Annotated in this window: 27 protein-coding genes; 13 read left to right on the top strand and 14 right to left on the bottom strand. The window is 66.4% G+C overall.

Going from position 1 to position 26,097, the window contains the following annotated elements; all coding sequences use genetic code 11:
• Positions 1-109: 109 nt before the first annotated feature.
• From infC to rplT, 3 genes are all read left to right on the top strand, one after another.
• On the top strand, positions 110-649 hold the full coding sequence (gene infC, locus QM712_RS23745; protein WP_415025600.1) for a translation initiation factor IF-3: 540 nt from the start codon (positions 110-112) through the stop codon (positions 647-649).
• 416 nt (positions 650-1,065) lie between these two features.
• The gene (rpmI, locus tag QM712_RS23750; RefSeq protein ID WP_008539890.1) at positions 1,066-1,266 is read left to right on the top strand and encodes a 50S ribosomal protein L35; all 201 of its coding nucleotides are present in this window, start codon (positions 1,066-1,068) and stop codon (positions 1,264-1,266) included.
• 80 nt (positions 1,267-1,346) lie between these two features.
• Complete coding sequence (gene rplT, locus QM712_RS23755) at positions 1,347-1,706, top strand: 50S ribosomal protein L20 (RefSeq protein WP_027550107.1); 360 nt, start codon at positions 1,347-1,349, stop codon at positions 1,704-1,706.
• Between the two features lie 32 nt (positions 1,707-1,738).
• On the opposite strand, the gene QM712_RS23760 is transcribed toward rplT, so the two are convergent.
• A complete protein-coding gene (locus tag QM712_RS23760) occupies positions 1,739-2,146 on the bottom strand; it encodes a hypothetical protein (protein ID WP_415025576.1) in 408 nt (135 codons plus the stop codon).
• A gap of 137 nt (positions 2,147-2,283) precedes the next feature.
• Between QM712_RS23760 and pheS the strand changes: the two genes are divergently transcribed.
• The 4 genes from pheS (at position 2,284) to QM712_RS23780 (ending at position 7,253) form a co-directional block, all read left to right on the top strand.
• The gene (pheS, locus tag QM712_RS23765) at positions 2,284-3,366 is read left to right on the top strand and encodes a phenylalanine--tRNA ligase subunit alpha (protein WP_415025577.1); all 1,083 of its coding nucleotides are present in this window, start codon (positions 2,284-2,286) and stop codon (positions 3,364-3,366) included.
• Positions 3,367-3,575: 209 nt separating this feature from the next.
• Positions 3,576-4,022 (top strand): endonuclease domain-containing protein, encoded by a 447-nt coding sequence (locus QM712_RS23770; protein WP_415025578.1) that lies wholly within the window; start codon positions 3,576-3,578, stop codon positions 4,020-4,022.
• Complete coding sequence (gene pheT / locus QM712_RS23775) at positions 4,019-6,427, top strand: phenylalanine--tRNA ligase subunit beta (protein WP_415025579.1); 2,409 nt, start codon at positions 4,019-4,021, stop codon at positions 6,425-6,427. Before QM712_RS23770 ends, pheT begins: the two co-directional genes overlap by 4 nt.
• A gap of 55 nt (positions 6,428-6,482) precedes the next feature.
• On the top strand, positions 6,483-7,253 hold the full coding sequence (locus tag QM712_RS23780) for a sulfite exporter TauE/SafE family protein (protein ID WP_415025580.1): 771 nt from the start codon (positions 6,483-6,485) through the stop codon (positions 7,251-7,253).
• Between the two features lie 159 nt (positions 7,254-7,412).
• On the opposite strand, the gene QM712_RS23785 is transcribed toward QM712_RS23780, so the two are convergent.
• Positions 7,413-8,810, bottom strand: a complete 1,398-nt coding sequence (locus QM712_RS23785) for a flavin monoamine oxidase family protein (RefSeq protein ID WP_415025581.1) — start codon at positions 8,808-8,810, stop codon at positions 7,413-7,415.
• 193 nt (positions 8,811-9,003) lie between these two features.
• Between QM712_RS23785 and QM712_RS23790 the strand changes: the two genes are divergently transcribed.
• Positions 9,004-9,963 (top strand): YiiX/YebB-like N1pC/P60 family cysteine hydrolase, encoded by a 960-nt coding sequence (locus tag QM712_RS23790; protein ID WP_415025582.1) that lies wholly within the window; start codon positions 9,004-9,006, stop codon positions 9,961-9,963.
• Positions 9,964-10,254: 291 nt separating this feature from the next.
• Here QM712_RS23790 and QM712_RS23795 read toward each other — a convergent pair whose 3' ends face one another.
• Positions 10,255-10,530, bottom strand: a complete 276-nt coding sequence (locus tag QM712_RS23795; protein WP_063685637.1) for a metal-sensitive transcriptional regulator — start codon at positions 10,528-10,530, stop codon at positions 10,255-10,257.
• 50 nt (positions 10,531-10,580) lie between these two features.
• Between QM712_RS23795 and QM712_RS23800 the strand changes: the two genes are divergently transcribed.
• From QM712_RS23800 to QM712_RS23810, 3 genes are all read left to right on the top strand, one after another.
• The gene (locus QM712_RS23800) at positions 10,581-13,040 is read left to right on the top strand and encodes a heavy metal translocating P-type ATPase (protein ID WP_415025583.1); all 2,460 of its coding nucleotides are present in this window, start codon (positions 10,581-10,583) and stop codon (positions 13,038-13,040) included.
• Between the two features lie 77 nt (positions 13,041-13,117).
• A complete protein-coding gene (gene nikR, locus QM712_RS23805; RefSeq protein WP_415025584.1) occupies positions 13,118-13,564 on the top strand; it encodes a nickel-responsive transcriptional regulator NikR in 447 nt (148 codons plus the stop codon).
• A 213-nt stretch (positions 13,565-13,777) separates the two neighbouring features.
• Positions 13,778-14,518, top strand: a complete 741-nt coding sequence (locus tag QM712_RS23810; protein WP_415025585.1) for a sulfate transporter family protein — start codon at positions 13,778-13,780, stop codon at positions 14,516-14,518.
• A 6-nt stretch (positions 14,519-14,524) separates the two neighbouring features.
• Here QM712_RS23810 and QM712_RS23815 read toward each other — a convergent pair whose 3' ends face one another.
• From QM712_RS23815 to nth, 3 genes are all read right to left on the bottom strand, one after another.
• Entirely contained in the window at positions 14,525-16,153 is a 1,629-nt protein-coding gene (locus tag QM712_RS23815) for an MFS transporter (protein WP_415025586.1), read from the bottom strand.
• Positions 16,140-17,273 (bottom strand): HlyD family secretion protein, encoded by a 1,134-nt coding sequence (locus QM712_RS23820; protein WP_415025587.1) that lies wholly within the window; start codon positions 17,271-17,273, stop codon positions 16,140-16,142. The genes QM712_RS23815 and QM712_RS23820 overlap by 14 nt, the downstream gene beginning before the upstream one ends.
• 82 nt (positions 17,274-17,355) lie before the next feature.
• Positions 17,356-18,162, bottom strand: a complete 807-nt coding sequence (gene nth, locus QM712_RS23825; protein ID WP_415025588.1) for an endonuclease III — start codon at positions 18,160-18,162, stop codon at positions 17,356-17,358.
• Positions 18,163-18,184: 22 nt separating this feature from the next.
• Between nth and QM712_RS23830 the strand changes: the two genes are divergently transcribed.
• Both QM712_RS23830 and QM712_RS23835 read left to right on the top strand, forming a co-directional pair.
• Positions 18,185-18,718, top strand: a complete 534-nt coding sequence (locus tag QM712_RS23830) for a DUF2244 domain-containing protein (RefSeq protein ID WP_415025589.1) — start codon at positions 18,185-18,187, stop codon at positions 18,716-18,718.
• A gap of 55 nt (positions 18,719-18,773) precedes the next feature.
• Positions 18,774-19,670, top strand: coding sequence for a methylated-DNA--[protein]-cysteine S-methyltransferase (locus tag QM712_RS23835; protein ID WP_415025590.1), 897 nt, complete (start codon positions 18,774-18,776; stop codon positions 19,668-19,670).
• A 193-nt stretch (positions 19,671-19,863) separates the two neighbouring features.
• Here the strand turns inward: QM712_RS23835 and QM712_RS23840 are convergent, their stop codons facing one another.
• The 8 genes from QM712_RS23840 to QM712_RS23875 all read right to left on the bottom strand — a co-directional run.
• Entirely contained in the window at positions 19,864-20,487 is a 624-nt protein-coding gene (locus QM712_RS23840; RefSeq protein ID WP_415025591.1) for a 2,3-bisphosphoglycerate-dependent phosphoglycerate mutase, read from the bottom strand.
• A 25-nt stretch (positions 20,488-20,512) separates the two neighbouring features.
• Positions 20,513-21,328, bottom strand: coding sequence for a 4-hydroxy-tetrahydrodipicolinate reductase (gene dapB / locus QM712_RS23845; protein WP_415025592.1), 816 nt, complete (start codon positions 21,326-21,328; stop codon positions 20,513-20,515).
• Positions 21,329-21,611: 283 nt separating this feature from the next.
• A complete protein-coding gene (locus tag QM712_RS23850) occupies positions 21,612-21,917 on the bottom strand; it encodes a DUF1330 domain-containing protein (protein ID WP_415025593.1) in 306 nt (101 codons plus the stop codon).
• An 18-nt stretch (positions 21,918-21,935) separates the two neighbouring features.
• Complete coding sequence (gene pyrF, locus QM712_RS23855) at positions 21,936-22,646, bottom strand: orotidine-5'-phosphate decarboxylase (protein WP_415025594.1); 711 nt, start codon at positions 22,644-22,646, stop codon at positions 21,936-21,938.
• A gap of 6 nt (positions 22,647-22,652) precedes the next feature.
• Positions 22,653-23,231 carry an NADPH-dependent FMN reductase gene (locus tag QM712_RS23860; RefSeq protein WP_415025595.1) on the bottom strand — a complete coding sequence of 193 codons (579 nt, stop codon included), beginning with the start codon at positions 23,229-23,231 and terminating at the stop codon, positions 22,653-22,655.
• Between the two features lie 58 nt (positions 23,232-23,289).
• Positions 23,290-23,889, bottom strand: a complete 600-nt coding sequence (locus QM712_RS23865) for a class I SAM-dependent methyltransferase (RefSeq protein ID WP_415025596.1) — start codon at positions 23,887-23,889, stop codon at positions 23,290-23,292.
• Between the two features lie 88 nt (positions 23,890-23,977).
• Entirely contained in the window at positions 23,978-25,099 is a 1,122-nt protein-coding gene (dnaJ, locus tag QM712_RS23870; protein ID WP_415025597.1) for a molecular chaperone DnaJ, read from the bottom strand.
• Positions 25,100-25,357: 258 nt separating this feature from the next.
• Positions 25,358-26,097: Hsp70 family protein (locus QM712_RS23875; protein WP_415025598.1), on the bottom strand; the 740-nt coding region annotated here is incomplete at its 5' end.

A 26,097-nucleotide genomic window follows, 5' to 3' on the forward strand; every position in this document is an offset into this window, starting at 1 on the left:
AATGCCTCGCATTTGAGGGTTTTTCGCCCGTGGCGCGAGCGAATTGCTTGCCGGGAAACGCATCTTCCTGCAAAATAACTGCCTCTTTCACAATGTTGGAGAACCACCCATTCGCCGTCCCAATAAAGCCCCGCCCGTTGCCGCCAAAGACGGGCCGCGCATCAATGATGATATCCGCAATGCACAGATCCAGCTCATCGATCAGGCCGGTGAAAACAAGGGCACTGTCGAGACCGTGATGGCCATTCGCATGGCCCAGGAAGCCGGCATGGATCTGGTTGAGATTTCGCCGAATGTCAGCCCTCCCGTATGCAAGATCATGGACTACGGGAAGTACAAGTATTCCGCCCAGAAGAAAGCCGCCGAAGCCCGCAAGCGGCAGAAGATCGTCGAGATCAAGGAGATCAAGCTCCGCCCGATGATCGATGACCACGATTACGACGTGAAGATGCGCGCAATGCAGCGGTTCTTCGAAGAGGGCGACAAGGTCAAGATCACGCTCCGCTACCGTGGCCGCGAAATGGCGCACCAGGAGATCGGCACCAAGCTTCTGGACAAGATCAAGAGCGACGTCGCCGAGCTCGCCAAGGTCGAGCAGGACGCGAAGTTCGAAGGCCGCCAAGTCGTCATGGTGCTGGCGCCGCGCTGACGCCGGTTCTTGAGAACGCGAAAATTCGAACGGCCCGTCCGGACCTCCGGCGGGCCGTTTTGCCTGGTGGCTGTTGCCGGTGGCTGGTGGCTTGCCGCGGGCGGACAAGGGCAGACGGGTCGATTGCGGGAAATGGGCCATTTCGGTCCGGCTCCCGGCAGAAAACGCCGGAACTTGTGGTGGCGACGCCGAATGGCCACCGGGCCGGTTTCCGCGGTTCATCGTTGCCATTTCGCCCCGGCTCTGTCATAAGCCCAACCTTCATCGCCCGGCTGATTTAAGGGCTGCCGTGGCGATGTTCGTGCGGGTTTGGCGCCAGTTCGCAAAAACCTGAGCACAATCAACGCTCTAACGAGCATTTTTGACGGCCAACCGCCTTCACGGGCGGATTTCTGTTGTGGCCATAGGAGAGCCAAATGCCCAAGCTGAAGACCAAATCGGGCGCTAAAAAGCGCTTCAAGGTGACTGCCACCGGCAAAGTGATGCACGCCCAGCGCGGCAAGCGTCACGGCATGATCAAGCGGACGAAGAAGCAGATCCGTCAGCTTCGCGGCACCCGCGTGCTGTTCAAGACCGACGGCGACAACGTCAAGAAGTACTTCTTGCCGAACGCCTGATCGCGTCCACGATCACTGCCATCTGCGCCGCACCCGCGCGGCGATCCCAAAACCGAAGTCATCTCTGAAGGATTTTTGTCATGTCTCGCGTCAAACGCGGTGTGACCGCCCACGCCAAGCACAAGAAAGTCTACAAGGCCGCCAAGGGTTTCTACGGCCGCCGCAAGAACACCATCCGCGCCGCCAAGCCGGCCGTGGAGAAGGCCCAGCAGTACGCCTTCCGCGACCGCAAGCGTCGCAAGCGCACCTTCCGCGCGCTCTGGATCCAGCGTCTGAACGCCGCCGTCCGTCCGTTCGGCCTCACCTACAGCCGATTTATCGACGGCCTCGCCAAGTCGGGCATCACCGTGGACCGCAAGGTGCTGTCGGATCTCGCGATCCGCGAGCCCGCGGCGTTCCAGGCGATCGCCGAGAAGGCCAAGGCTGCGCTGGCCGCCTAAGAGGCCGCCTTCGCGGCCCGAGCCGCGCGACGCTAACGGCCGGCGCTGCCGGCCTTCAGCGCTCTTCGCGAGTAACGCTGGGCGACCTCCGCCCGGCAGAAGGCTGTGAACGAGACGTACATCGTGCCGGACCGGTTCCGGTACTTCCGGTCGCAGACCCGCAACTCGCGCTGATAGCTGAGCTTCTGCGGCGGCTTCAGGCGGCCGAGGAAATCGGCCTCGCATTTCTTCTCGACCACCGCGCCGAACTGGACGTCGCCGCTGGCGCCGTATTCGCAAGCCTCGAACAGCTTCATGGCGCGGTCGCAGCTCGGCGCCGCCGTGAGGACGGCGACGATGTCCTCCATCGCGGTGGACTTGGCCGGGCATTCTTCCGCAGCGTGAACCGCACACCCCGTCAGAAGCAGGGCCAGGGCGGCCAGGCAGGATCGCAAGCGCACGGTCCTCTCCTTCGACATCAGGTTGGTGCCAGCCATGCCAAAACGGTTCAAGAACCCGGCCGTTTCCGCTCGCCTGACGGCTTGACGTTCCGGCCCCGCTGCGGCCACAACCGGCAGCCTTTTGAAAGGATCCGACCGTGTCCGACCTTCCCAGCCTCGTCCAATCCATCCTCGCGCAGATCGCCTCCGCCGGCGACGAAACGGCCCTCGAGACCGTCCGCGTCGCCTCGCTCGGCAAGAAGGGCTCGATCTCCGCCTTGCTCGCGACGCTCGGCAAGATGTCCCCGGACGAACGCAAGACGCAAGGCGCGGCGATCAACCAGGCCAAGGACCAGGTCACCGAGGCGCTGACGGCACGGCGCGACATCCTGAAATCCGCAGCACTCGATGCGCGGCTCGCCGCCGAGACCATCGACGTCACGCTGCCGCTGCGCGAGACGCCCGCCGAGGCAGGCCGCATCCATCCGCTGAGCCAGGTCTGGGACGAACTGACCACGATCTTCGCCGACATGGGCTTCTCGGTCGCCGAAGGCCCAGACATCGAGACCGACGACTACAACTTCACCAAGCTGAACTTCCCGGAAGGCCATCCGGCGCGCGAGATGCACGACACCTTCTTCTTTCATCCGAAGGAGGACGGCTCGCGCATGCTGCTGCGGACCCACACCTCGCCGGTGCAGGTGCGCACCATGCTGAGCCAGAAGCCGCCGATCCGCGTGATCTGCCCGGGCCGCACCTATCGCATCGATTCGGACGCGACCCACACGCCGCAATTCCACCAGGTCGAAGGCCTCGTCATCGACAAGGGCTCGCATCTCGGCCACCTCAAATGGATCCTGCACGAGTTCTGCAAGGCGTTCTTCGAGGTCGACCACATCAACATGCGCTTCCGGCCCTCGTTCTTCCCGTTCACCGAGCCGTCGCTGGAAGTCGACATCCAGTGCCGCCGCGACAAGGGCGAGATCCGCTTCGGCGAAGGCGAGGACTGGCTCGAGATTCTCGGCTGCGGCATGGTGCATCCGAACGTGCTGCGCGCCTGCGGCATCGATCCCGACGAGTACCAGGGCTTTGCCTGGGGCATGGGCATCGACCGCATCGCCATGCTGAAATACGGCATCGCCGATTTGCGCCAGCTGTTCGACAGCGACGTCCGCTGGCTGTCCCATTACGGCTTCAAGCCGCTCGAAGTGCCGACGCTCGCCGGAGGGCTGAGCTCGTGACGGTGGCGATAGGCCATACGGCGACTCTCGCCATTCCCTCCGTCGTGAGAGCCCTCTCCCTGCCCCTTCCCCGCAAGCGGGGGAGGGAGTGGATGGAACGTGGCTTTTGTCTCATGGGTACGCATTCGCCATCGGCCCGACTGGTCGAGCCCCCTCCCCCGCCTGCGGGGGAGGGTTGGGGTGAGGGTTTCTCCGAGATGTGGTTACCGATGGTCGATCCTGAACATCCGGACTGGAAAGTATCGACCGAGCCGCGAGCCAATGCGCGTGCGCTGAGGCGCAACGCGACCGACGCGGAGCGTCTTCTGTGGTCGGAGCTGCGCGCCGGTCGGTTGAACGGCGCGATCTTCCGCCGCCAGGTGCCTGTTGAGCGCTACATCGCCGATTTCGTCTGCCACACGGCCAAGCTCGTTATCGAGCTCGATGGTGGTCAACACTTCTCGGACGAAGGCGAGCGCGCCGATGCACGTCGCTCGGCCGTTATCGAAGCAAAGGGCTTCAAAGTGCTCCGCTTCAGCAATCTCGATGTTATGACCAATCGCGGCGGCGTTCTCGAAGCGATCGCGACCACCGTTGCGGAGAGAGCCCCCACCCCAACCCTCCCCCGCAAGCGGGAGAGGGAGCAGACCGTCTCCGTGGAGAAAAAGCAGCCATGAAATTCACCCTCTCCTGGCTGAAGGATCATCTCGACACCGACGAGCCGCTCGAGAAGCTCGCCGAGAAGCTCACCATGATCGGGCTCGAGGTCGAGAACATCGAGGACAAGGCGAAGGCGCTGAAGCCCTTCACCATTGCCAAGGTGATCTCGGCCGAGCAGCATCCGAATGCGGACCGCCTGCGCGTCTGCATGGTCGACACCGGTGACGGTGGCGCGCCGGTGCAGGTCGTCTGCGGCGCGCCGAACGCGCGCGCCGGGCTGGTCAGCGTGTTCTCGCCGCCCGGCACCTACATTCCCGGCAAGGACATCACGCTCGGCATCGGCACCATCCGTGGCGTCGAAAGCCGCGGCATGCTGTGCTCGGCCGCCGAACTGCAGATCTCCAACGACCATGACGGCATCATGGAATTGCCGGCGGACGCGCCGATCGGCGCCGCTTACGCCGAATGGGCCGCGCTCGGCGATCCCGTGGTCGAGATCAACCTGACGCCGAACCGGCAGGACTGCACCGGCGTGCACGGCATCGCACGCGATCTCGCCGCCGCCGACATGGGCAAGTTCAAGGACCCCACGATCAAGCCGATCAAGGGCGAATTCCCCTGCCCGGTGAAGGTCACGGTCGAGGATGCCGCGCTGTGTCCGGGCTTCGCGCTACGCCTCGTACGCGGGGTGAAGAACGGCCCGTCGCCGGAATGGCTGCAGAAGCGGCTGACCGCGATCGGGCTGCGCCCGATCAACGCGCTGGTCGACATCACCAATTTCATGACCTTCGACCGCGCGCGGCCGCTGCACGTGTTCGACGCCAGGAAGGTGAAGGGCAACCTCGTGGTGCGGCGCGCCCGCGACGGCGAGACGCTGCTCGCGCTGGACGGCCGCACCTACACTCTCGATACCAATGTCTGCGTGATCGCCGACGAGCACGGCGTCGAATCGCTCGCCGGCATCATGGGCGGCGAGACGTCGGGCTGCGACGAGAACACCACCGACGTGCTGATCGAATCGGCGCTGTGGAACGAGATCAACATCGCCCAGAGCGGCCGCAGGCTCGGCATCAACTCCGATGCGCGCTACCGCTTCGAACGCGGCGTCGATCCGGCCTTCATGGTGCCGGGACTGGAGCTTGCGACCAGGCTCGTCATGGAGATGTGCGGCGGCACGCCGTCCGAGAACGTCGTGGTCGGCAAGGCCTTCGGCGACGACCGCGTCATCGACTTCCCGATCACCGAGGTGAAGCGGCTCTCCGGCATCGAGGTGCCGCAGGTCGAGATGAAGCGCATCCTGACCCATCTCGGCTTCATGATGGCGGGCCCGGGTCCCGTGGTGAAGGTCGCGGTGCCGTCCTGGCGCTCCGACGTGCACGGCAAGGCCGACATCGTCGAGGAGGTCATCCGCATCTACGGCGTCGACAAGGTGCCGATGACGCCGTTCGAGCGCGGCGAGGACGCGCGCAAATCCGTGCTGACACCGCTTCAGCTCCGCACCCGCCGCGCCAGGCGCGCGCTGGCAAGCCGCGGCATGATCGAGGCCGTCACCTGGTCCTTCATCGCAAAGCCGGCCGCCGAGCTCTTCGGCGGCGGTCAGCGTCAGCTCGAAGTGGCGAACCCGATCGCATCGGATCTCTCGGACATGCGGCCGAGCCTACTGCCCGGCCTGGTCGCGGCGGCACAGGCCAATGCCGATCGCGGCTTCGGCGACGTCGCGCTGTTCGAGGTCGGCCAGACCTTCAAGGGCGACCGTCCGGAGGATCAATTCACGGCTGCGAGCGGCGTGCGCCGCGGCCTTGCGTCGTCCGAAGGCCTCGGGCGTCACTGGACGGGCTCGGCACAGGCCGACGTCTTCGACGCCAAGGCCGACGCGCTCGCCGTGCTCGCTGCCGCCGGCGCGCCGGTCCAGGCGCTTCAGATCGTGGCCGGCGGACCGGCATGGCTGCATCCGGGCCGCTCCGGCACGATCCAGATCGGCCCGCAGAACGTGCTCGGCTATTTCGGCGAGATGCATCCGCGCGCGCTCGAAGCGCTCGGCGCCGACGGCCCGCTGATGGTGTTCGAGGTGACCCTCGACCGCATTCCGGAGGCGAAGAAGAAGCCGACGCGGGCCAAGCCCGTGATCGAGCTGTCGGCCTTCCAGCCGGTCTCGCGCGATTTCGCCTTCATCGTCGACCGCGGCGTGAAGGCCGGCGACATCGTGCGCGCCGCGCAGGGCGTCGACAAGAAGCTGATCACCGGCGTGAACGTCTTCGACGTCTACGAAGGCAAGGGCATCGAGGACGGCAAGAAGTCGATCGCGATCGCGGTGACGATCCAGCCGCGCGAGAAGACCCTGACCGACCAAGAAATCGAGGCCGTCGCCACCAAGATCGTGGCCGAAGTCACGAAGAAGACCGGCGGCACGCTGAGGGCATGATGCCGGAACGCGTGACGGGGTTTTCGGACGACATCATCCGCGAGATTCATCGGACATGAGTCTCGCCGACTTCCTCCCGCAGGATGTCAGCCTCGCCATCGCGATGGCGCTCTGCGCCATCGCTTTCGTCTCGGGTACCGCGCGCGGCTTTTCCGGCTTCGGCTCCGCGCTGATCTTCATGCCGCTCGCGAGCAGCGTCGCAGCGCCGCGGCTGGTCGCCGCGCTGCTCCTCCTCATCGACTTCGTCGCCGCCGCGCCGCTGCTGCCGGACGCATGGCGCAAGGCCGACCGCAAGGCGACGGCGGTGATCGTGCTGGGCGCGCTGGTCGGCGTGCCCATCGGCACCTATTTCCTCAGCGTGCTCGAACCCGTCACCACGCGCTGGATCATCTCCTGCTTCGTGGCCGCGCTGCTGCTCCTGCTGCTGTCGGGCTGGCGCTATCGCGGCAAGGACCACACCTGGCTGTCGGTCGGCATCGGCGGCCTGTCCGGCTTCTGCAGCGGGCTGGCGCAGACCGGCGGCCCGCCGATCGTGGGCTACTGGCTCGGCCGTCCCATCGCCCCGATCGTGGCGCGCGCCAACATCGTGCTGTTCTTCGGCGCCTCGGATTTCTTCTCGCTCGTCAGCTACGCGAGCACCGGCCTGATCTCGCGCGAATCGCTGCTGCTCTCGCTGATCGTCGGTCCGGTCTATGCCGTCGGTGTCGCATTCGGCGCGTCGCTGTTCGGCCGCGCCAGCGAAAGGCTGTTTCGCGGCATCTGCTACGCGTTGATCGCGATGGCGGTGATCGCGGGGCTGCCGGTGCTGGACGGTGTGCTGCGCTGAACCGATCCGCTGCCGCACTGGCGGAGGCCGGGACCCATCGTCTCGGCGAGATTCCGCGCGAGGGCTGACAAGCGCGAGTCGCCGCCAAACCATTCGCCGTGGCTGCGGTCCCGGATCTGCGCTTCGCTCGTCCGGGACGACGGCGACGCGCGCTGACGCTCAGTTCGCCTGAGGCCGCGGCGCGCGACGCTTCTTGGTCGATTGCGTCGGCACGTCGACGGTTTCATCCCTCAGCGCGCCGATCTTGCGCAGCGCGGCGTCGGCGGCGCGCTCGCCGCTTTCCCAGGCACCGTCGACGGTGCCCCACAGTGTCTCGTGGGTGGCCTCGCCGGCGAGGAACATGCAGCCGATCGGTTCGGTCAGGATCCTGCGCGAAAGCTGGCCGCCGGGTGAGGACGCCGACATCGCCCCCATGACGAAGGGCGAAGCATTCCAGCGCGTGACGCTGGTCTTCTGCACCGCGGCGGCGGCCTCGCTGCCGAACAGTTTCGTGAGCCACTCCTTGGCGAAGGCGACCATGGCTGCCTCGCCCTGCGCCGAGAGATCGCGGCCGAAGGAGCCGCCGACATCGATCGAGCACAGCGAGGAACCGCCGATATTGGCGAACAGCAAGGCCGTGCGGTTGGAATTGCTCTGCTCGATGAGGATGTCGTCGCGCGACAGGCCGAGCGGATTGCCCGGCAGTTGCAGCACGATGTGATCATAGCTGCCGAGGCCGAGCTTCGAGGCCGCATCGAGCGTGCGCTTGGGAATGTCGGGCGCGAACTTGATCGCGCCTGCGGTGAGGACTTCGGTCGAGACCGTGACGATGGCGGCGCGCGCGGCGATCTTGCCGGCCTGCGTCTCCACGCTGACGTCGCGATTGCTCCAGGCGATACGGCTCGCCGGCGTCGAGAGCACGATCGGCGCCTGCTCGCCGAGCTTGGTGATCAGCGTCCCCAGGCCCTGGCGGCAGGCGATCGCGGCGTTGCGATCCTGCGCGCGCGCCTTGTCGATCGCCGAAAGCTCCTTCAGATCCTTGCCGGCGAAACCGGCGCCGAGCACGAACTCGGCCGCGCCCGCCCAGTCGCCGAGATCCTTCGGCAGCACGGAGGCGCAGGCGGTGTCGAGCTTGCCGCGCGCGGCTTCGTCGATGGCGCGATTGGCCCGCACCAGCGCCGCCAGGAATTCCTCGGTCTCGCCGGCGCGCGCGTTGCGGCGACCGATGCGCATCTTCTGGCCGGACGGTGCCTGCGAGACGTCGAGCCCGACGCTGCGCGCCAGCCGGATCATCGGGTTCGTCTCGGGATTGTGCATCCAGCGCGCGCCGCGATCGAACGGCACGTCGAAGGTGGTCGTATCCGTGATGCAGCGGCCGCCGATCCGGGATGCGGCTTCCACCACCACGACCTTGCGATTGGCCGCCATGACGCGCCGCGCGGCAGCGATACCGGCCGCGCCCGCGCCGATCACGACAATGTCAGCGTCACGCGGCAGCGGTGCGGCCGTTGCGCGCAGGATCGGCGTTGCAGCAAAGGCTGCGGACGCCGATAGGAAGCTGCGGCGCGTGATTGTCATGTCATGGTTTCCGGAGACTTGCGGCGAGGGGGAACAGCCCGCGAACCTTGCCGCATCTGATGTTGCACGGCAACCGTCATGGTGAATCAATCGTGCTTGACGTCACGGAGCGATGAACCGAATTGCAACACGTTTCGACCATGATAGAGAAGGGAAAAAAGGCGGCCAAAAAAAGCCGCGGGGGGAGTTCGACATGGGGACCGTCCTAGACTCAGTCGGCAAGCTGATTGCCGCGTACCTCTCCAAGGAGGTGCCGGGCTACGAGCCGTTCACGCCGAGCGACCCCGAGCATCTGCGCGGCGTGGTCCAGCCCGGCGACGTGCTGCTGGTCGAGGGCAACAACCGCATTTCCGGCATCATCAAGTATCTGACGCAGTCGACCTGGTCGCACGCCGCGCTCTATGTCGGCGCGGTGGAAGGCGCGCTGGAGCCCGACGGCGAGCCCCATGTGCTGATCGAGGCCAATATCGGCGAAGGCGTCACCTCCGCGCCTTTGTCGAAATACTTTCCCTATCACACCCGCATCTGCCGCCCCGTCGGACTGTCCTACGAGGACCGCACCACGGTCTGCCGCTATGCGATCAACCGCATCGGCTTCGGCTACGACACCAAGAATATCATCGACCTCATGCGCTACCTGTTCCCGCTGCCGGTGCCGCAGCGCTGGCGGCGCCGCATGATCGCGATCGGCTCGGGCGACCCGACCAAGATCATCTGCTCGGCGCTGATCGCGCAGGCGTTCGACGCGGTGCGCTACCCGATCCTGCCGAAGATCACCAAGGCCGGCAGCCGCGCCGCGCGCCGCGAGATCCTGCACATCCGCGATTCCTCGCTCTACATGCCCCGCGACTTCGACATCTCGCCCTATTTCGAAGTCGTCAAACCCACCATCGTGCACGGGTTCGACTACACGAGCCTGCACTGGGCCGACAAGCAGAAGCCGCTCGAGGAGGTAGCGGGCACCTTCAGTGTGTTTCCAGAAACGATCGGTGCGCCGTCGCTCGTTCCTGAAACGATTGACGCGAAAGCGTCGCATGAAACTGCGGCTGAAGAAGTGACAAGTGGTGTTGCCGCGGAAAATGCCGCGCCGCTGGAGACGATGGCGATGGACTGCCCGCAACGGCCAGCACGCGAGCGTGAGAGAGCGGCGTAATCGCCGCCATTGCCTCGTCGTCCCGGTCTGGTGCGCAATTGCACATGAGGGCCGGGACCCAACATCTCAGCAAGGATTTTGGCGAAGTCGTGCTGGGTTGGGACTGTGTCTGTCCGCCAGCCGATGGATTGCGCGGTATGGGTCCCGGCCTTCGCCGGGACGACGTGGAGGGTGTGACGCGCCTCCTCCTCGTCATTGCGAACGCAGCGAAGCAATCCAGACTTCTACCCGGAGCAGCAGTCTAGATTGCTTCGTCGCGATGCTCCGCGCAATGACGGTTGAATGCGAAGCCTACCGCTCCGCCCGTCCGATCACCGCCATCAGTTCCGCGATCTTCTCGCGCTGATCCGCCTTGTCGCCGCTCGAGATCGCGTGCTCGACGCAATGGGCGACGTGGTCCTTCAGAACCTCTTCCTCGACCCGGCGCAGCGCCGCGCGCACCGCGGATATCTGCGTCACGATGTCGATGCAGTAGCGGTCCTCCTCGACCATTTTCGAGAGGCCGCGGACCTGGCCTTCGATTCGGCCGAGACGTTTTCCGACAGATGCCTTGATGTCCTTGCGCATGGCGTCTATATACCCCTACCGGGTATGGGTTGCAAGGCCGGAGCATGGGAATGAACGACACGGAACACAGCCATCATCACAATGCGGACGGTCATTCCGGATGCGGCTGTTCATCGAAAGCGGCTCCGGTCGCAAAGCCGGCGGCTTCCTCGTGCTGCGGCGGGCACGGCGATCACGCCGGCCACGCGCATCAACACGGCCATGACCACGGCGCGGCCGCGACGAAGGTACTCGACCCCGTCTGCGGCATGACGGTCGATCCCGCGACCTCGAAGCATCGTTTCGAGCATCACGGCGAGACCTTCCATTTCTGCTCGGCCGGCTGCCGCACCAAATTCGCCGCTGATCCCGCCAAATATCTCGCCAAGGAAAAGGCGCCCGAGCCGGAGATGCCGGCCGGCACGATCTACACCTGCCCGATGCATCCGGAGATTCGCCAGGTCGGACCCGGCAGCTGCCCGATCTGCGGCATGGCGCTGGAGCCGGAGGTCGCGAGCCTTGAGACCGGCCCCAACCCCGAGCTCGCTGACATGACCCGCCGATTCTGGATCGGCGGCGCGCTGGCACTGCCGGCTGTGGTGCTGGAGATGGGCGGACACCTCGCGGGCCCGCACAGCAGGGTCGATCCGTCGCTGTCGAACTGGATCCAGCTCGTCTTCGCCACGCCCGTGGTGTTCTGGGCGGGCTGGCCGTTCCTCGTCCGCGGCTGGCAGTCGCTGGTCACGCGCAATCTCAACATGTTCACGCTGATCGCGATGGGTACGGGCGTCGCCTATGCCTACAGCCTGATCGGCACCATCGCGCCGCAGATTTTCCCCGCGACCTTCCGCGGACATGGCGGCGCGGTCGCCGTCTATTTCGAGGCCGCGGCGGTCATCACCGTGCTGGTGCTGCTCGGCCAGGTGCTGGAGTTGCGCGCCCGCGATGCGACGTCGGGCGCGATCAAGGCATTGCTGCAGCTCGCCCCCAAGACCGCGCGCCGCGTCGATGCCGATAACAGCGAGCATGAGGTCGAGATCGATTCGCTGCACGCCGGCGACCGCCTGCGCGTGCGCCCCGGCGAGAAGGTGCCGGTCGACGGAACCATTCTCGACGGACGCTCCTCGCTCGACGAATCGCTGGTCACCGGCGAGTCAATGCCGGTCACGAAGGAGACCGGCGCGAAGGTGATCGCCGGCACGCTCAATCAGTCGGGCAGCTTCATCATGCGCGCCGACAAGGTGGGACGCGAGACGCTGCTGTCGCAGATCGTGCAGATGGTCGCGGACGCGCAGCGCTCGCGCGCGCCGATCCAGCGCCTGGCCGACCAGGTCGCCGGCTGGTTCGTGCCGACCGTGATCCTCGTCGCCCTCGCCGCGTTCGGCGCCTGGGCCTGGTTCGGGCCGGAACCGCGGCTTGCCTTCGGCCTCGTCGCCGGGGTGAGCGTGCTGATCATCGCCTGCCCCTGTGCGCTGGGACTGGCGACCCCGATGTCGATCATGGTCGGTGTCGGCCGCGGCGCGCAGGCGGGCGTCCTCATCAAGAACGCCGAAGCGCTGGAGCGGATGGAGAAGATCGACACGCTGGTGGTCGACAAGACGGGCACGCTGACCGAGGGCAAGCCCAAGGTGGTCGCGACCGTCGCCGCAGCGGGCTTTGCGGAGAATGACATCCTCCGCCTCGCCGCCAGCGTCGAGCGCGCCAGCGAGCATCCGCTCGCCGACGCCATCGTGCGCGCAGCCACGGAAAAGCAGCTCGCGCTCGGCCCGGTCGAGCAGTTCGATTCGCCGACCGGCAAGGGTGCGACCGGCAAGGTCGACGGCAGGACGATCGTGCTCGGCAACGCCAAATATCTCGCCGCGATCGGCATCGACACCGGCGCGCTCGACGCCGAGGCCGAACGGCTGCGCGGCGACGGCGCGACCGTGATCAACATGGCCGTCGACGGCAGGCTCGCAGGCCTGTTCGCGATCGCCGATCCGGTCAAGGCCTCGACCCCCGAGGCGCTGAAGGCGCTCGCCGCCGAAGGCATCAAGGTGATCATGCTGACGGGTGACAACCGCACCACGGCCGAAGCGGTCGCCCGCAGACTCGGGATTGCCGACGTCGAAGCGGAAGTGCTGCCGGATCAGAAGAGCGCGGTGGTGACGAAGCTGCAGAAGGCCGGCCGCAGCGTCGCGATGGCCGGCGACGGCGTCAACGACGCCCCGGCGCTGGCCGCGGCCGAGGTCGGCATCGCCATGGGCACCGGCACGGACGTCGCGATGGAGAGTGCCGGCGTCACCCTGCTGAAGGGCGACCTCGTCGGCATCGTGCGCGCGCGAAAGCTGTCACAGGCGACCATGAGCAACATCCGGCAGAACCTGTTCTTCGCCTTCATCTACAACGCCGCCGGCATTCCGATCGCCGCCGGCATCCTCTATCCGGCCTTCGGCGTGCTGCTGTCACCGATCATCGCCGCGGCCGCGATGGCGCTGTCCTCGGTGAGCGTGGTCGGCAACGCCCTGCGGCTGCGCGCGACCCGCCTCTAGGCAAGCGCGGCAGCTCCCTCGCCCCGCCTGCGGGGACGAGGTAAGAAGGATCCGGCCGACGGCACAGGAGCAGGTTCATGCAGCGAATTACGATCACGATCGAGGACGATCTGCTGGCGGAGATCGATGCCGCGGCCGAAGCGCGCGGCTACCAGAACCGCTCCGAGATCATCCGGGACCTCGCGCGGGCCGGGCTGCAGCAGAGCGCCGAGGATACCGCCCAGAGCGGCCCCTGCGTCGCCGGCCTCATCTATGTCTACGACCATGCCGCGCGCGATCTTTCGAAACGGCTGGTACAGGAATTCCACGGCCACCACGACCTCGCGCTGGCGACCCTGCATGTCCATCTCGACGACAACAATTGCATGGAGATGACGGCGCTGCGCGGCGATGCCGGCGAGGTCAAGCATTTCGCCGACCACATCATCGCCGAACGCGGCGTGCGCTACGGCCGCGTGGTGATGATCCCGACGCGCGAGAGCAAGGCAGCCAAGCCGCGGAAGCACGCGCATCGGCACGATTAGGAACGCCCGCTCTCCTGCCCCGAACGCCGCGCAGCGCCTCGGAGATGCGCGGTTGAGCAGGTGCCCAGGTGACGGCACTCTACCATACCGCCACGCGTCCCGGACACGCGTGGAGCTGAGCTTCGAGCCGCGGGCGTAGCCGAGCCGGCCTCCCTTGCCGAAGGGGCGCCGGGTGTCTACCTCTCGCGGGTGGTCGTCGTGAGAGGAACTCCCATGCTGGATGCCGCCGTCAAGGCGCTGTCGCAAATGCTGTCGCCGCCGATGCGCTCGATCCTGTGGCGGTCGATCGGCGTCGCGCTCGTGCTGATCACCGTGCTGGCGATCGGGCTGCATCGCCTGTTGAGCTGGTTCGCGACCTATGGCGAGGTCTGGCTGGAGGGCCTGCTCGGGCCGGGCTGGCATTCGTCGCTCGAAGTGATCGCCTGGATCGTCTCGATCGCCGCAGGTCTCGGGGTCGTGTTCGGCGGCATCTTCCTGATGCCGGCCATCACCTCGCTGGTGGCGAGCCTGTTCGTCGACGACGTCGCCGACATCGTCGAGCGCGAATACTATCCCGCCGAACGGCCGGGTGTCGCGCTGCCGTTCAACCAGGCGATCCTCGAAGGCCTCAAGACCGCCTCGCTGACGATCCTGATCTACCTCGCCGCACTTCCGCTGGTGCTGCTGGCCGGCGCCGGCTTCCTGATCTTCTTCCTCGCCGCCGCCTGGCTCCTCGGCCGCGAATATTTCGAGCTCGCGGCGATGCGCTTCCGCACGCCGGAAGAGGCCAAGGCGATGCGGCGCGACAACGCCGCGACCATCTTCACCGCCGGGCTGTTCATCGCGGCCTTCGTCTCGATCCCGATCGTCAATCTGGCAACGCCGATCTTCGGCATGGCCTTCATGGTCCACATGCACAAGCGCCTGTCCGGGCCGCGGCCCGAGCTGATCGAGCCGGCGCGGCAGATGCGGTGACCTCTCTCAGGTCACCGGCACGCCGCATTTGCGCAACACCGTCTTGGCGAAGCCGAACGGCGCCGGCGTGAACGGCCCGGGTGGCGCGCGCGTGATCAGCGCGATCAGTCCGAGCGCGATCATCGCGAGCCAGAAGCACAGCCAGAAGCCGTCGATATAGGCGAGAACGTTGGCCTCGCGTGCCACGAAGCTTGCGAGCGTGCCGACCGCGCGCGCCTGCGCGGCGCCGGCGCCGTGGGCCGCGAAATGGTCGGCGAGCTGTTTCAGCATCCGCACCACGTCGACATCGCCGGTGATGATGTGCTGGCCGAGATAGTAGGAGTGGACCTGCTCGCGGACGCGCAGCCACGTTCCCATCAGCGCCACGCCGATCTCGGCGCCGCCCAGACGCATGATCTGGATGTAGGCGGCGAAGGCCGTGGCGCGGCTCGGATCGGAATTCGACAGCGCTATGATGATGATCGGCAGGAGCGTCAGCGACTGGCCGACCGCTTGCAGCAGCACGATGCCGATGAAATCCTCGCGCGCCCAATCGTGGGTGAGCTGGGTGCCCCAGAGATTGGCGGCGGCGAAGCAGGCGAATCCCAGCACGGTGACCACGCGCGCGTCGAAATGGCGGAGCAGCCAGATCGAGATCGGCACCAGCACGAACATCGGCAGCGCGCCGTAGGTCAGCAGCAGCAGCCCGCTCTGCTCCGGCCTGAGCAGGCTGACATTGCCGAGGAAATTCGGCACCAGCGACGAGTTCGAAAGCGACGTCAGCGTGTAGAGCAGGATCACGACGAGCGACAGCCCGATGTTGCGCGAGAACAGCACGTTCACATGCGCCCAGGGCTGGGGCGCCAGCATCTCGTTGATGACGAAGGCCACGAACAGCACCGCGCCACCGACCAGCAGCGCCATCACCGTGCCGGAGCTGAGCCAGTCCAGGCGATTGCCCTGGTCGAGGCCGGCATAGATCATCGCCACCGAGGCGCTCAGCAGCACCATGCCGCCCCAGTCGGCTTCCCGCAGCAAGGCACGGTTCACCGGCTCGCTCGGCGTGCCCAGGTAGACCATCAATCCCATCAGGGGCGCGATCACGACGCCCTGCCAGTACAGCCATTGCCAGCCGAGATGGTCGACATAGAAGCCGACCAGCGAGGTCGAGGTATCCAGCGCGAACCCGACCCGGATCGAATAGATCGCGATCGCGGGCAGCCACCAGCGGATCGGCAGGTTGCGGAACACGATCATCAAGGTCGCCGGCACGAACGTGCCGAGCAGCAGCCCATGCACGACGCTGAGCACGAGTAGCGTCGGGTAGTCGCGCACGAAGGGGATGATCAGCGAGATCGCGGCATAGACCAGGCTCGGAATGGCGAGCACGCGGCGCAGGCCGAATGCGGTGGCAAGCCAGGCCACCGCGGGCGCGATCAGGATCTGCGAGCCGATGCCGGCGGTCGAGAGCCAGGCGCCCTCATCGAAACTGAGCGAGAACGCGCCACGCAGATCGGGCAGCCCGACCGTCGTCAGACGGCTGTCGAAATTGGCGAGGAACGAGCCGAGCAGCACCGCCGCCACGGCGAACAATGGCTGTGGCGCGATGCCGCCGCGCGAGACCGGCCCGCGACCGGCATCGTCATTTGGCGCCATTGGCGTCCTTCGTGTCGATGCTGGTCACGACAGACATGCCCGGCACCAGCCGCGCCAGCAGCGGCTGGTTCTCGTCGAACTGGATGCGCACGGGAATGCGCTGCACCACCTTGGTGAAATTGCCGGTGGCGTTGTCGGGCGGCAGCAGCGCGACCTGCGCGCCGGTCGCGGGCGCGATGCGCTCGACCCGGCCGCGCAGCTTTTCGCGCGGGAAGCTGTCGACGGTGATCTCGACCGGCTGGCCCGGCGCCACATGCGTGAGCTGCGTCTCCTTGTAGTTCGCGATCACATACACTTTCGGCAGCGGCACGACGTTGATGAGGTTGGTGCCGATGTTGACGTAGTCGCCCGGCTGCACCTGACGCTCGCCGACGACGCCGTCGAACGGCGCCGTGATCCTGGTGTAGCCGAGCCTCAGCTTCGCGCTCGCCAGCGTCGCCTTGGCCGCATCGACGTCGGCGGCGCGCTGCTTCTTGGTGCCCTGCAGGACCTCGAGCTGGTGCTGCTGCGCGGCGATCACGGCGCGGCTGGCGTGCACGTCGGCCTGCGCCTTCGCATAGGCCGCGACCGCCTGTTCAAAGCGCTGGCGCGTGCCGGATTCGGTTTGCGACAGCGATTGCTGGCGCTCCTGCTCCTGCCGCGCCTCGACTTCGAGAGCTTCAGCGGACAGCCGCGCGGCCTGCGCCTGCGCGATCGTCGCGTATTGCAGCTCGACCTGGTTGGCGAGATTGTCGAGCGCGGCTTGCGCCGCGGCCACCGCCGCTTCGGATTGCGCGACCTGGGCCTCGTAATCGGCGGGGTCGATCTGGATCAGCAGGTCGCCGGCCTTGACGGTCTGAAAGTCGGTGACCGCGACGGTCAGCACTTCGCCGGAGACGCGGCTCGCGAGGCGCGTCAGCTCCGCCCGGACATAGGCGTCGTTGGTGGTCTGGAACACCGCATTGCCGACCCATTCGTCGAAGCGCAGCGTGGCCAGCGCCACGAAGGCGAGCGCGACGATCACGGCGAACAGCGGGATCGCAAGCCGGCCCCAGAGCGAGCTCGCCGGCCGCTGCGAAGGCCTGGGCGGCGAGGCCGGCGCGGCGGATGGTGGCGACGGGACCTGTTCCTGCTGACTCACGACATGCCCCCGGACCGCTTCGCTCTCGCCACCGTCATCCCGCAGGTCCGGCAAGCCGGCCCGGGAGTGACACGGAACTGCCTCAGACCGTCTTCTCCGGCCAGCGGCAGAGATCGTTGATCAGACAAACCTCGCAGCGCGGCTTGCGCGCCAGGCAAGTATAGCGGCCGTGCAGGATCAGCCAATGATGGGCATGCAGCATGAACTCGGACGGGATCACCTTTTCGAGACCGAGCTCGACCTCGAGCGGCGTCTTCCCGGGGGCGATCCCGGTGCGATTGCCGACCCGGAACACATGCGTGTCGACCGCCATGGTGTGCTCGCCGAAGGCCATGTTGAGCACGACGTTGGCGGTCTTGCGCCCGGCGCCGGGCAGCGACTCGATTTCGGCCCGCGTGCGCGGCACCTCCCCGCCGAACTCGGCGAGCAGCTTGGCCGACAGCGCGATCACGTTCTTCGCCTTGGTGCGGTAGAGGCCGATGGTCTTGATGTAGTCGCGGAGCCTGTCCTCGCCGAGGTCGAGCATCTTCTGCGGCGTGTCGGCGATCTTGAACAATTCGCGCGTCGCCTTGTTGACCCCGGCGTCGGTCGCCTGCGCCGACAGGACCACGGCGACGAGCAGCGTGTAGGGGTTGAGGTGCTCGAGTTCGCCCTTGGGCTCCGGATTGGCCTTCTGGAAGCGGCTGAAGACTTCGCGGATCTCGGCCGCGGTCCAGGGCTTGGTCGACTTCGCAGGCTTGGATTTTACAGGCTTGGATTTTGCAGATTCTGACTTCGCGGCCTTGAGCGGTTTGTTCGCCGAGGCCGTCGGCTTTGCGGCGGCCGTCTTTGCCTTTTTCTTCGGCGCGGCCGCTTTGCGCGGGGCCGGCGTGCGGATGATTTTCGCCATGATCGGGATATACTGAGGGACGATGAGCACAGGCAACGAAATTGAGCGCGGCCGATCCGAAGGCGAAGACGAGCCGCAGATCTTCTCCGCGCGCCTGACGCCGCACCGCTCGCTCAACCGCACCGGATTCCTGGCCGTGATGCTGTTCCTCAGCGTCGTCAGCTTCATCACCGGCATGGTCTTCCTGATGATGGGCGCATGGCCCGTGTTCGGCTTCTTCGGGCTCGACGTGCTGGTGATCTGGTGGGCCTTCAAGGTCAATTTCCGCACCGCGCGGGCCAGCGAGGAGATCGTCGTCACCGCATCCGAATTGCGCGTGCGGCGCGTCAGCCATCGCGGCCAGGTCGCGGAATGGACCTTCAACCCGCTTTGGGTCCGCCTCGATCAGGAGGTCGACGAGGATTTCGGCCTCGAGCACCTCTACCTGATCTCGCGCGGTCACCGGCTGCAGATCGCGGGCTTCCTGGGGCCCGAAGAAAAGACGAGTTTTTACAAAGCCTTGGTTGAAGCGCTGAACGCCGCCCGGCGCGGCCCGACCTACACCCCGGTGGCCTGATTCCGGGTCGGGAATCGGGTGGTTTCCGCCGCTCTCCTCTCCTACATTTCCGGTCATGATGACACTCGCCATACATGACCAGCGCCTGGCCAAGCCGGGCCCCCAGCACGCCGCGCTGCGGGACTATGATTCCGTGCGCCGCGCGATCGCCTTCATCTCCGAGAACTGGCGCGCACAGCCGACCATCGAGGCGATGGCGGACGCCGCCGGCGTCACGCCGGATGAGCTCCACCACTTGTTCCGCCGCTGGGCCTCGATCACGCCGAAGGCCTTCATGCAGGCGCTGACCCTAGACCACGCCAAGGGTCTGCTGCGGGACTCCGCGAGCATCCTCGACGCCGCGCTCGACTCGGGTCTCTCGGGCCCCGGCCGGCTGCACGATCTCTTCGTGACCCACGAAGCGATGTCGCCGGGAGAATGGAAGAACGGCGGCGCGGGCCTCACCTTGCGTTACGGCTTTCATCCCTCGCCGTTCGGCACGGCGATCGTGATCGCGACCGATCGCGGATTGTCGGGGCTTGCCTTCGCCGATCACGGCGAGGAGAAGGCCGCGCTCGCCGACATGACGCGGCGCTGGCCGAACGCTGTCTACGTCGAGGATCACGAGGGCACCGCGCCGCTGGCGCAGCGCATCTTCGACACCCGGCTGTGGCGGCCGGATCAGCCGCTGCGCGTGGTGATGATCGGCACCGATTTCGAGGTGCGGGTGTGGGAGACGCTGTTGAAGATCCCGATGGGCCGCGCGGTGTCCTATTCGGACATCGCCTGCAACATCAACAGCCCGAAGGCTTCACGCGCCGTCGGTGCGGCGGTGGGCCGAAATCCCGTCTCGTTCGTCGTGCCCTGCCACCGCGCGCTCGGCAAGAGCGGCGCCCTCACCGGCTATCACTGGGGCGTCACCCGCAAGCAGGCGATGCTGGGCTGGGAAGCCGGACAGGTGGGAATGCAGTAGGCGTCATTTCGCGAACTGCTTCGATATGGTCGTCCCGGCGAAAGCCGGGACCCATTACCCCGAGTGGATGTTGCGACACCGGCTGCCAACCATCAGCCCATCGCATAACTGACGATGGTGGTCATGGGCCCTGGCCTTCGCCAGGGCTTCACCGAGTGTTCGGCCGACGTTGCAGCGTCCGGCGCAGTCGTCTTCAGCCCGCCAGATCGAGCTTCGAAGCAACGGTCGAATCCGCGTTGAGGCGATAGATGATCGGCACGCCGGTGGCGAGTTCGCGCTTGAGGATGCCTTCGGGCGAAAGCTTCTCCAGCACCATGATCAGCGCGCGCAGCGAGTTGCCGTGGGCGGCGACGAGGGTGCGCTTGCCGTTGAGCACGCCGGGCAGGATCTCCTGCACGTAATAGGGCAGCGCGCGCGCCAGCGTGTCCTTCAGGCTTTCGCCGCCGGGCGGCGGCACGTCGTAGGAGCGGCGCCAGATCAGCACCTGATCCTCTCCCCACTTCTTGCGCGCGTCGTCCTTGTTCAAGCCGGAAAGATCGCCGTAGTCGCGCTCGTTCAGCGCCAGATTCTTCGAGGTCGGCAGACCCTTCTGGCCGAGCTCGCCGAGGATGAGATCGAGCGTGTGCTGCGCGCGCGTCAGGACCGAGGTGTAGGCAACGTCGAACACCAGGCCCTGCGCCTTCAGCTTGCGGCCGGCTTCGGTGGCTTCCTTGACGCCGAGCTCGGTGAGGTCGGGGTCCTTCCAGCCCGTGAACAGGTTCTTCAGATTCCATTCGCTCTGACCGTGCCGCACCAGCACGAGAAGACGTTCGCTCATTGACTGTTTCCGTTGCTTGCTTGGTTCAGATGTCTGCGAGGCCGAGCACGTCGGCCATGGAATAGTGTCCCGGCTTCTTGCCATGCGCCCACAACGCCGCCTTCAGCGCACCGTGGGCGAACAGCATGCGGTCCTCGGCGAGATGCGACAGCGTCAGGCGCTCGAACGGACCGAGGAAGGTCACGCTGTGCTCGCCGGCGACGGTGCCGCCGCGCAAGGAGGCAAAGCCGATGGCGCCGGGCTTGCGCGCGCCGGTGATGCCGTCGCGGCCGCGCTCCGAATGCTGATCCAGCGCGATATCGCGGCCGGCCGCCGCCGCCTGGCCCAGCATCAGCGCGGTGCCGGAGGGCGCGTCGACCTTCATGCGGTGATGCGTTTCCACGACCTCGATGTCGAAGCTCTCGTCGAGCGCCTTGGCGACGCGCTTGACCACCGCGGCGAGCAGGTTGACGCCCAGGCTCATGTTGCCGGACTGCACGACGACCGCGCGGTTGGTGACGCTCTTGATCACGGCGTTGTCGGACGCCGAGAGGCCGGTGGTGCCGATCACGTGCACGATGCCGCGCTCGGCCGCGATCGCGACATTGGCGATGGTCGCCGCGGGCACGGTGAAATCCAGGATGCCGTCGGCCTCCTTCGACATCGCCCAGAGATCGGCGGAGAGCTTGACGCCGTTGGCCGGCAGGCCCGCGAGCACGCCGGCATCCTTGCCGAGCAGCTCCGAATCCGGTGCCTCCAGCGCCCCGGCCAGCACCGCGCCTTTGCTATCGGCGATCGCCCGCGTCAGCGCGCGGCCCATCCGGCCGCCGGCTCCAGCAACAATCAAACGCATGTCGGACATGGTGTAATCCTCTTCGGGGCCGTTGTAGCGGGGGGAGGCAGTTCCGGCAACCGAGGGGGCCGGCGCGCGCGTCTTGCCCTCCCGTGGAGGGCTCGCGTGCGGAAGAGACGTGCCGGCCAGCTCGCCCGCGGCAGATCCTTCGAGACGCCCGCCTGTGGCGGGCTCCTCAGGATAAGGCCGGTGTGCGGCGACGCCTCGGACCCTCATGGTGAGGAGCCCGCCGCAGCGGGCGTCTCGCACCATGCAGGCCGGGTACGTTCGCACGGAAGATCGTGCGTCGATCCTACGACGGCTGCGGGCCGTCATAGCCCTCGATGATGATGAGATCGGCGATCGAGTGCGGCTGGCGCACCTTGATGTTGGCCTGGTACTCCGGCGAGTTGTAGCAGGCGATCGCGGTGGCGTAGTCCGGGAATTCGATCACCACATTGCGGGTGCGGCTGGCGCCCTCCACCGTGGTGAACTTGCCGGCGCGGACGACGAAGCGGCCGCCCCATTTCTGGAAGATCGGACCGTTGGCGACGGCGTAGGGCTTGTAGCCCTCGTCATTGCTCACATCGACGCGCCCGATCCAGTAGCCTTTTGCCATTGTTCTTCTCCCTGGTTGTCAGCCGAGCGCCTGTGCGATCTCGGCCTGGATTGCGTCGGCCGCCGCCTTGGGATCGGCGGCTTCCACCACCGGCCGTCCGACGACGAGATAATCGGCGCCTGCGGCAATGGCGCGGCCGGGCGTCATGATGCGCTTCTGGTCGCCCGTGGCCGCGCCCGCCGGACGGATACCGGGCGTGACGAGGCTCATCTGGTGGCCGACGATCTTGCGCAACGCACCGACCTCCTCGGGCGAGGATACCAGCCCGTCGATGCCGAGCACCTGCGCCTGCTGCGCGCGCGCCTCCACCAGCTCGGAGACGCCGAGCCGATAGCCCGCCGCGTGCAGATCGTCGGCGTTGTAGGAGGTCAGCACCGTGACGGCGAGGATCTTCAGGTTCGAATTGCCGCGGCCTTCGACGGCGCCCTTCATGGTCTGCGGATAGGCGTGCACGGTGAGAAAGGTCGCGCCGAGCCTGGTGATGCTCTCGACGCCCTGCGTGACGGTGTTGCCGATGTCGTGCAGCTTGAGATCGAGAAAGACCTTCTTGCCCTTGTCGGCGAGCTTTGCGACGAGCGGCAGGCCGCCGGCATAAGCGAGCCGGTAGCCGATCTTGTAGAAGGTGACGCTGTCGCCGAGCCGGGCGATCATCGCCTCGGCGTCATCGACGCCCGGCAGATCGAGCGCGACGATCAGGCGGTCTTTCGGAGCGATCTCGGCCGGCGTCATGTCACCTCACATCATGCGTTGGGAAACGTCGATCAACTCACGCACCATTTCCCTCAGCGCGTCGCTATCGGCGGGGTTCTTCAACCTGTCCATATCGTCATAGGCCTGGTCGGCGAAGGCGAGCGTGAGCTGGCTTGCGATCACATTGGCGCGGCAGGAGGTCAGGATCAGCCGCAACGCCCCGAGCGCGCGGGAGGTGCCGAGACGGCTCTGCGAGGCGCCGGCGAGCGCGAAGGCGCGATGGCGGAAGACTTCGCCGCGCGTCTCGTGCTGATCCTGAACGCGGCTGACCCAGTCGATCGCGTTCTTCAGGAGCGGCGGGACGGAGGCGTTGTATTCGGGCGAGACGAAGACGACGCCGTGATGGGCACCGATCATGCGCTTGAGGTTGATCGCGTGCTTCGGCACGCCGGACTTGGCCTGGAGATCGCCGTCATAGATCGGCAGCGGAAAATCGGCGAGCGAGACGCTGGTGACGTCGAGGCCGGCCTGGGCGAATTCATAGGCGATGACCGCCGCCAGCTTCGCATTGTGCGAGCCGGTGCGCAGCGAGCCGGGAATGACCAGGATTCTGGGTGCTGACATCCGATCCAATGCGTTCGGCGAAATGGGACCGCCGCGCGAAAGAGAGGAGCCGGCGGAGTTAGTCCTTGCGATACACCCAGACGCGCGCCGGCGGAAGGTTCATCCAGATCCGTTCCGAGGCCTCTGTGGACACGCCGGGCAGCGATTTCGGGATCGGCGGCACCACCGCATAGGTGAACTGCACGAAGGGCGCACCGGGCGCGAGGGCGGTGAAGGCGTCGCGGATGAGCCGCAACCGCGTCAGCATCGGCTTGGTCACCAGCGGCAGGCCGGAGACGACCGCGGCGGCCGGCGCGCTCAGCACGTTCCAGAGCGTGTCGCGCAGGCGATAGGCATCGCCCTGCACCACCTTGGCCTGCGGATAGCGATCGCGCAGCAGCGCGCAGAAACCGGGATTGTATTCGACGAGGACCAATCGCTTCTGGTCGACACCGCGCTCGACCAGGGCCGAGGTGATGGCACCGGTGCCGGGCCCGAGCTCCACCACGGGCGCATCGGAATCGACGTCGACGTAATGCGCCATGGTCCGGGCCAGCAGCTTGCCCGACGGCATCACCGCGCCCATGTGCAGCGGCTTTTCGATCCACGATCGGAGAAAACGTACCTCATCGTCGAGACGGGGCTTCTTCAACGCGCGCGCGGACGATGGCAATGGCATGTCGGGACCGGACGGGACCGCGGGACCGCGGCGTGTCAGAAAATGGTCATAAAGAGGTATAGGCCGCAAGCGATACGGTCAAGACGAGTCAATTCGCCCGATTACCGAAGAAATCCTTGACCTTGGCGAAGAAGCCGTCCGATTCCGGTTGCGTGTTGCCGGAGGACAGCTTTTCGAACTCGGCCAGCAATTCCTGTTGCTTCTTGGTGAGGTTCTGCGGGGTCTCGACCACGACCTGGACGTACATGTCGCCCATCTGGCGCGAGCGCAGCACCGGCATGCCTTTTGACGCAATGCGGAATCTGCGGCCGGACTGGGTTCCGGCGGGGATCTTCACCTTGGTCTTGCTCTTTTCGATGGTCGGCACCTCGAATTCGCCGCCGAGGGCGGCCGTCACCATCGAGATCGGCACGCGGCAATGCAGGTCCGCGCCGTCGCGCTGGAAGAACTGGTGCTGGGCCAGCGACAGGAAGATGTAGAGGTCGCCGGGTGGTCCGCCACGGACACCGGCCTCGCCCTCTCCGGCGAGCCTGATCCGCGTGCCGTCCTCGACGCCCTGGGGAATGTTGACCGACAGCGTCCGCTCGCGGGTGACCCGGCCCTGTCCGGCGCAGGAAGGGCAGGCGTCCTCGATCATCTGGCCGCGGCCCTGGCAGCCGGGGCAGGTGCGCTCGAGCGTGAAGAAGCCCTGCGACTGCCGCACGCGGCCGGCGCCGCCGCAGGTCGAGCAGGTCTTCGGCTTGGTGCCGGCCTTGGCGCCGGTGCCCGAGCAGGCCTCGCAGGTGACCGAGACCGGAATCTCGATCTGGGCGGTCTTGCCGCCGAAGGCTTCCTCGAGCGTGATCTCCATGTTGTAGCGGAGGTCGGCGCCGCGCTCGCGGCCGCCGCGGCCGCGCTGCCCGGCCATGCCGAACAGGTCTTCGAAAATGTCCGAGAAGGAAGACGCGAAGCCCGCACCGAAGCCGGCGCCGCCGCCACCCTGTTCGAAGGCGGCATGACCGTAACGGTCGTAGGCGGCGCGCTTGTCCTTGTCCTTGAGGATTTCGTAGGCCTCGTTGATTTCCTTGAACTTGACCTCGCTGGTGTCGTCCCCGGGATTGCGGTCCGGATGGAATTTCATCGCCAGCTTGCGGAACGACGCCTTCAGCTTGCCCTCGTCGGCATCGCGTTCAACTTCGAGCGTCTCGTAGTAGCAGCGCTTGGTGGACATGTCGGACTCGGTCTATCCAATCGCGATCTAGGTCGGCGAGGAATGGCGCCGCCACGCGACGATATAGGCAGTCTTCCGCCTTGCGGCAGAGGGCAGCGTGGCAACGTTCGGGATGACGGCAGGGAATTGATCGAGCAATCGATCGATCGTCACGGGACCGCGTCCCGTCGAGCCCGACACGAAAGCCTCCCCCCTGAGGGGGGAGGCCAGTGAAGCGTGTGGGGTCCAAGCCGTCCGCATGATCACCCTCTAACGGGCTTATGCGGACTTCTTGTTGTTCTTGTCGTCGTCGACCTCGGTGAATTCCGCGTCGACCACGTCGTCCTTCGCAGCGTCCTTGGCCGCATCGGCTTCGGCCTGCTGCTTGTACATGGCCTCGCCGAGCTTCATCGAAGCCTGGGCCAGCGTATTGGTCTTGGCCTTGATCGCCTCGGCATCGTTGCCCTTCAGCGCTTCCTTGAGGTCGCTGACGGCATCCTCGATGGCGCGGCGCTCGCCTTCGGCGACCTTCGAACCGTGCTCGGCCAGCGCCTTCTCGGTGGAATGCACCAGCGCGTCCGCATGGTTCTTGGCGTCGACCGCCTCGCGGCGCTGCTTGTCCGCCGCGGCATTGGCCTCGGCGTCCTTGACCATCTTGTCGATATCGGCTTCCGAAAGACCACCGGAGGCCTGGATGCGGATCTGCTGCTCCTTGCCCGTGGCCTTGTCCTTGGCCGACACGTTGACGATGCCGTTGGCGTCGATGTCGAACGTCACCTCGATCTGCGGCATGCCGCGCGGGGCCGGCGGAATGCCCATCAGGTCGAACTGGCCGAGCATCTTGTTGTCGGCCGCCATTTCACGCTCGCCCTGGAAGACGCGGATGGTGACCGCATTCTGGTTGTCCTCGGCGGTCGAGAACACCTGGCTCTTCTTGGTCGGGATCGTGGTGTTGCGGTCGATGATGCGGGTGAACACGCCGCCCAGCGTCTCGATGCCCAGCGACAGCGGGGTCACGT

It is taken from the genome of Bradyrhizobium sp., from assembly GCF_047605465.1.
GTDB lineage: Bacteria > Pseudomonadota > Alphaproteobacteria > Rhizobiales > Xanthobacteraceae > Bradyrhizobium.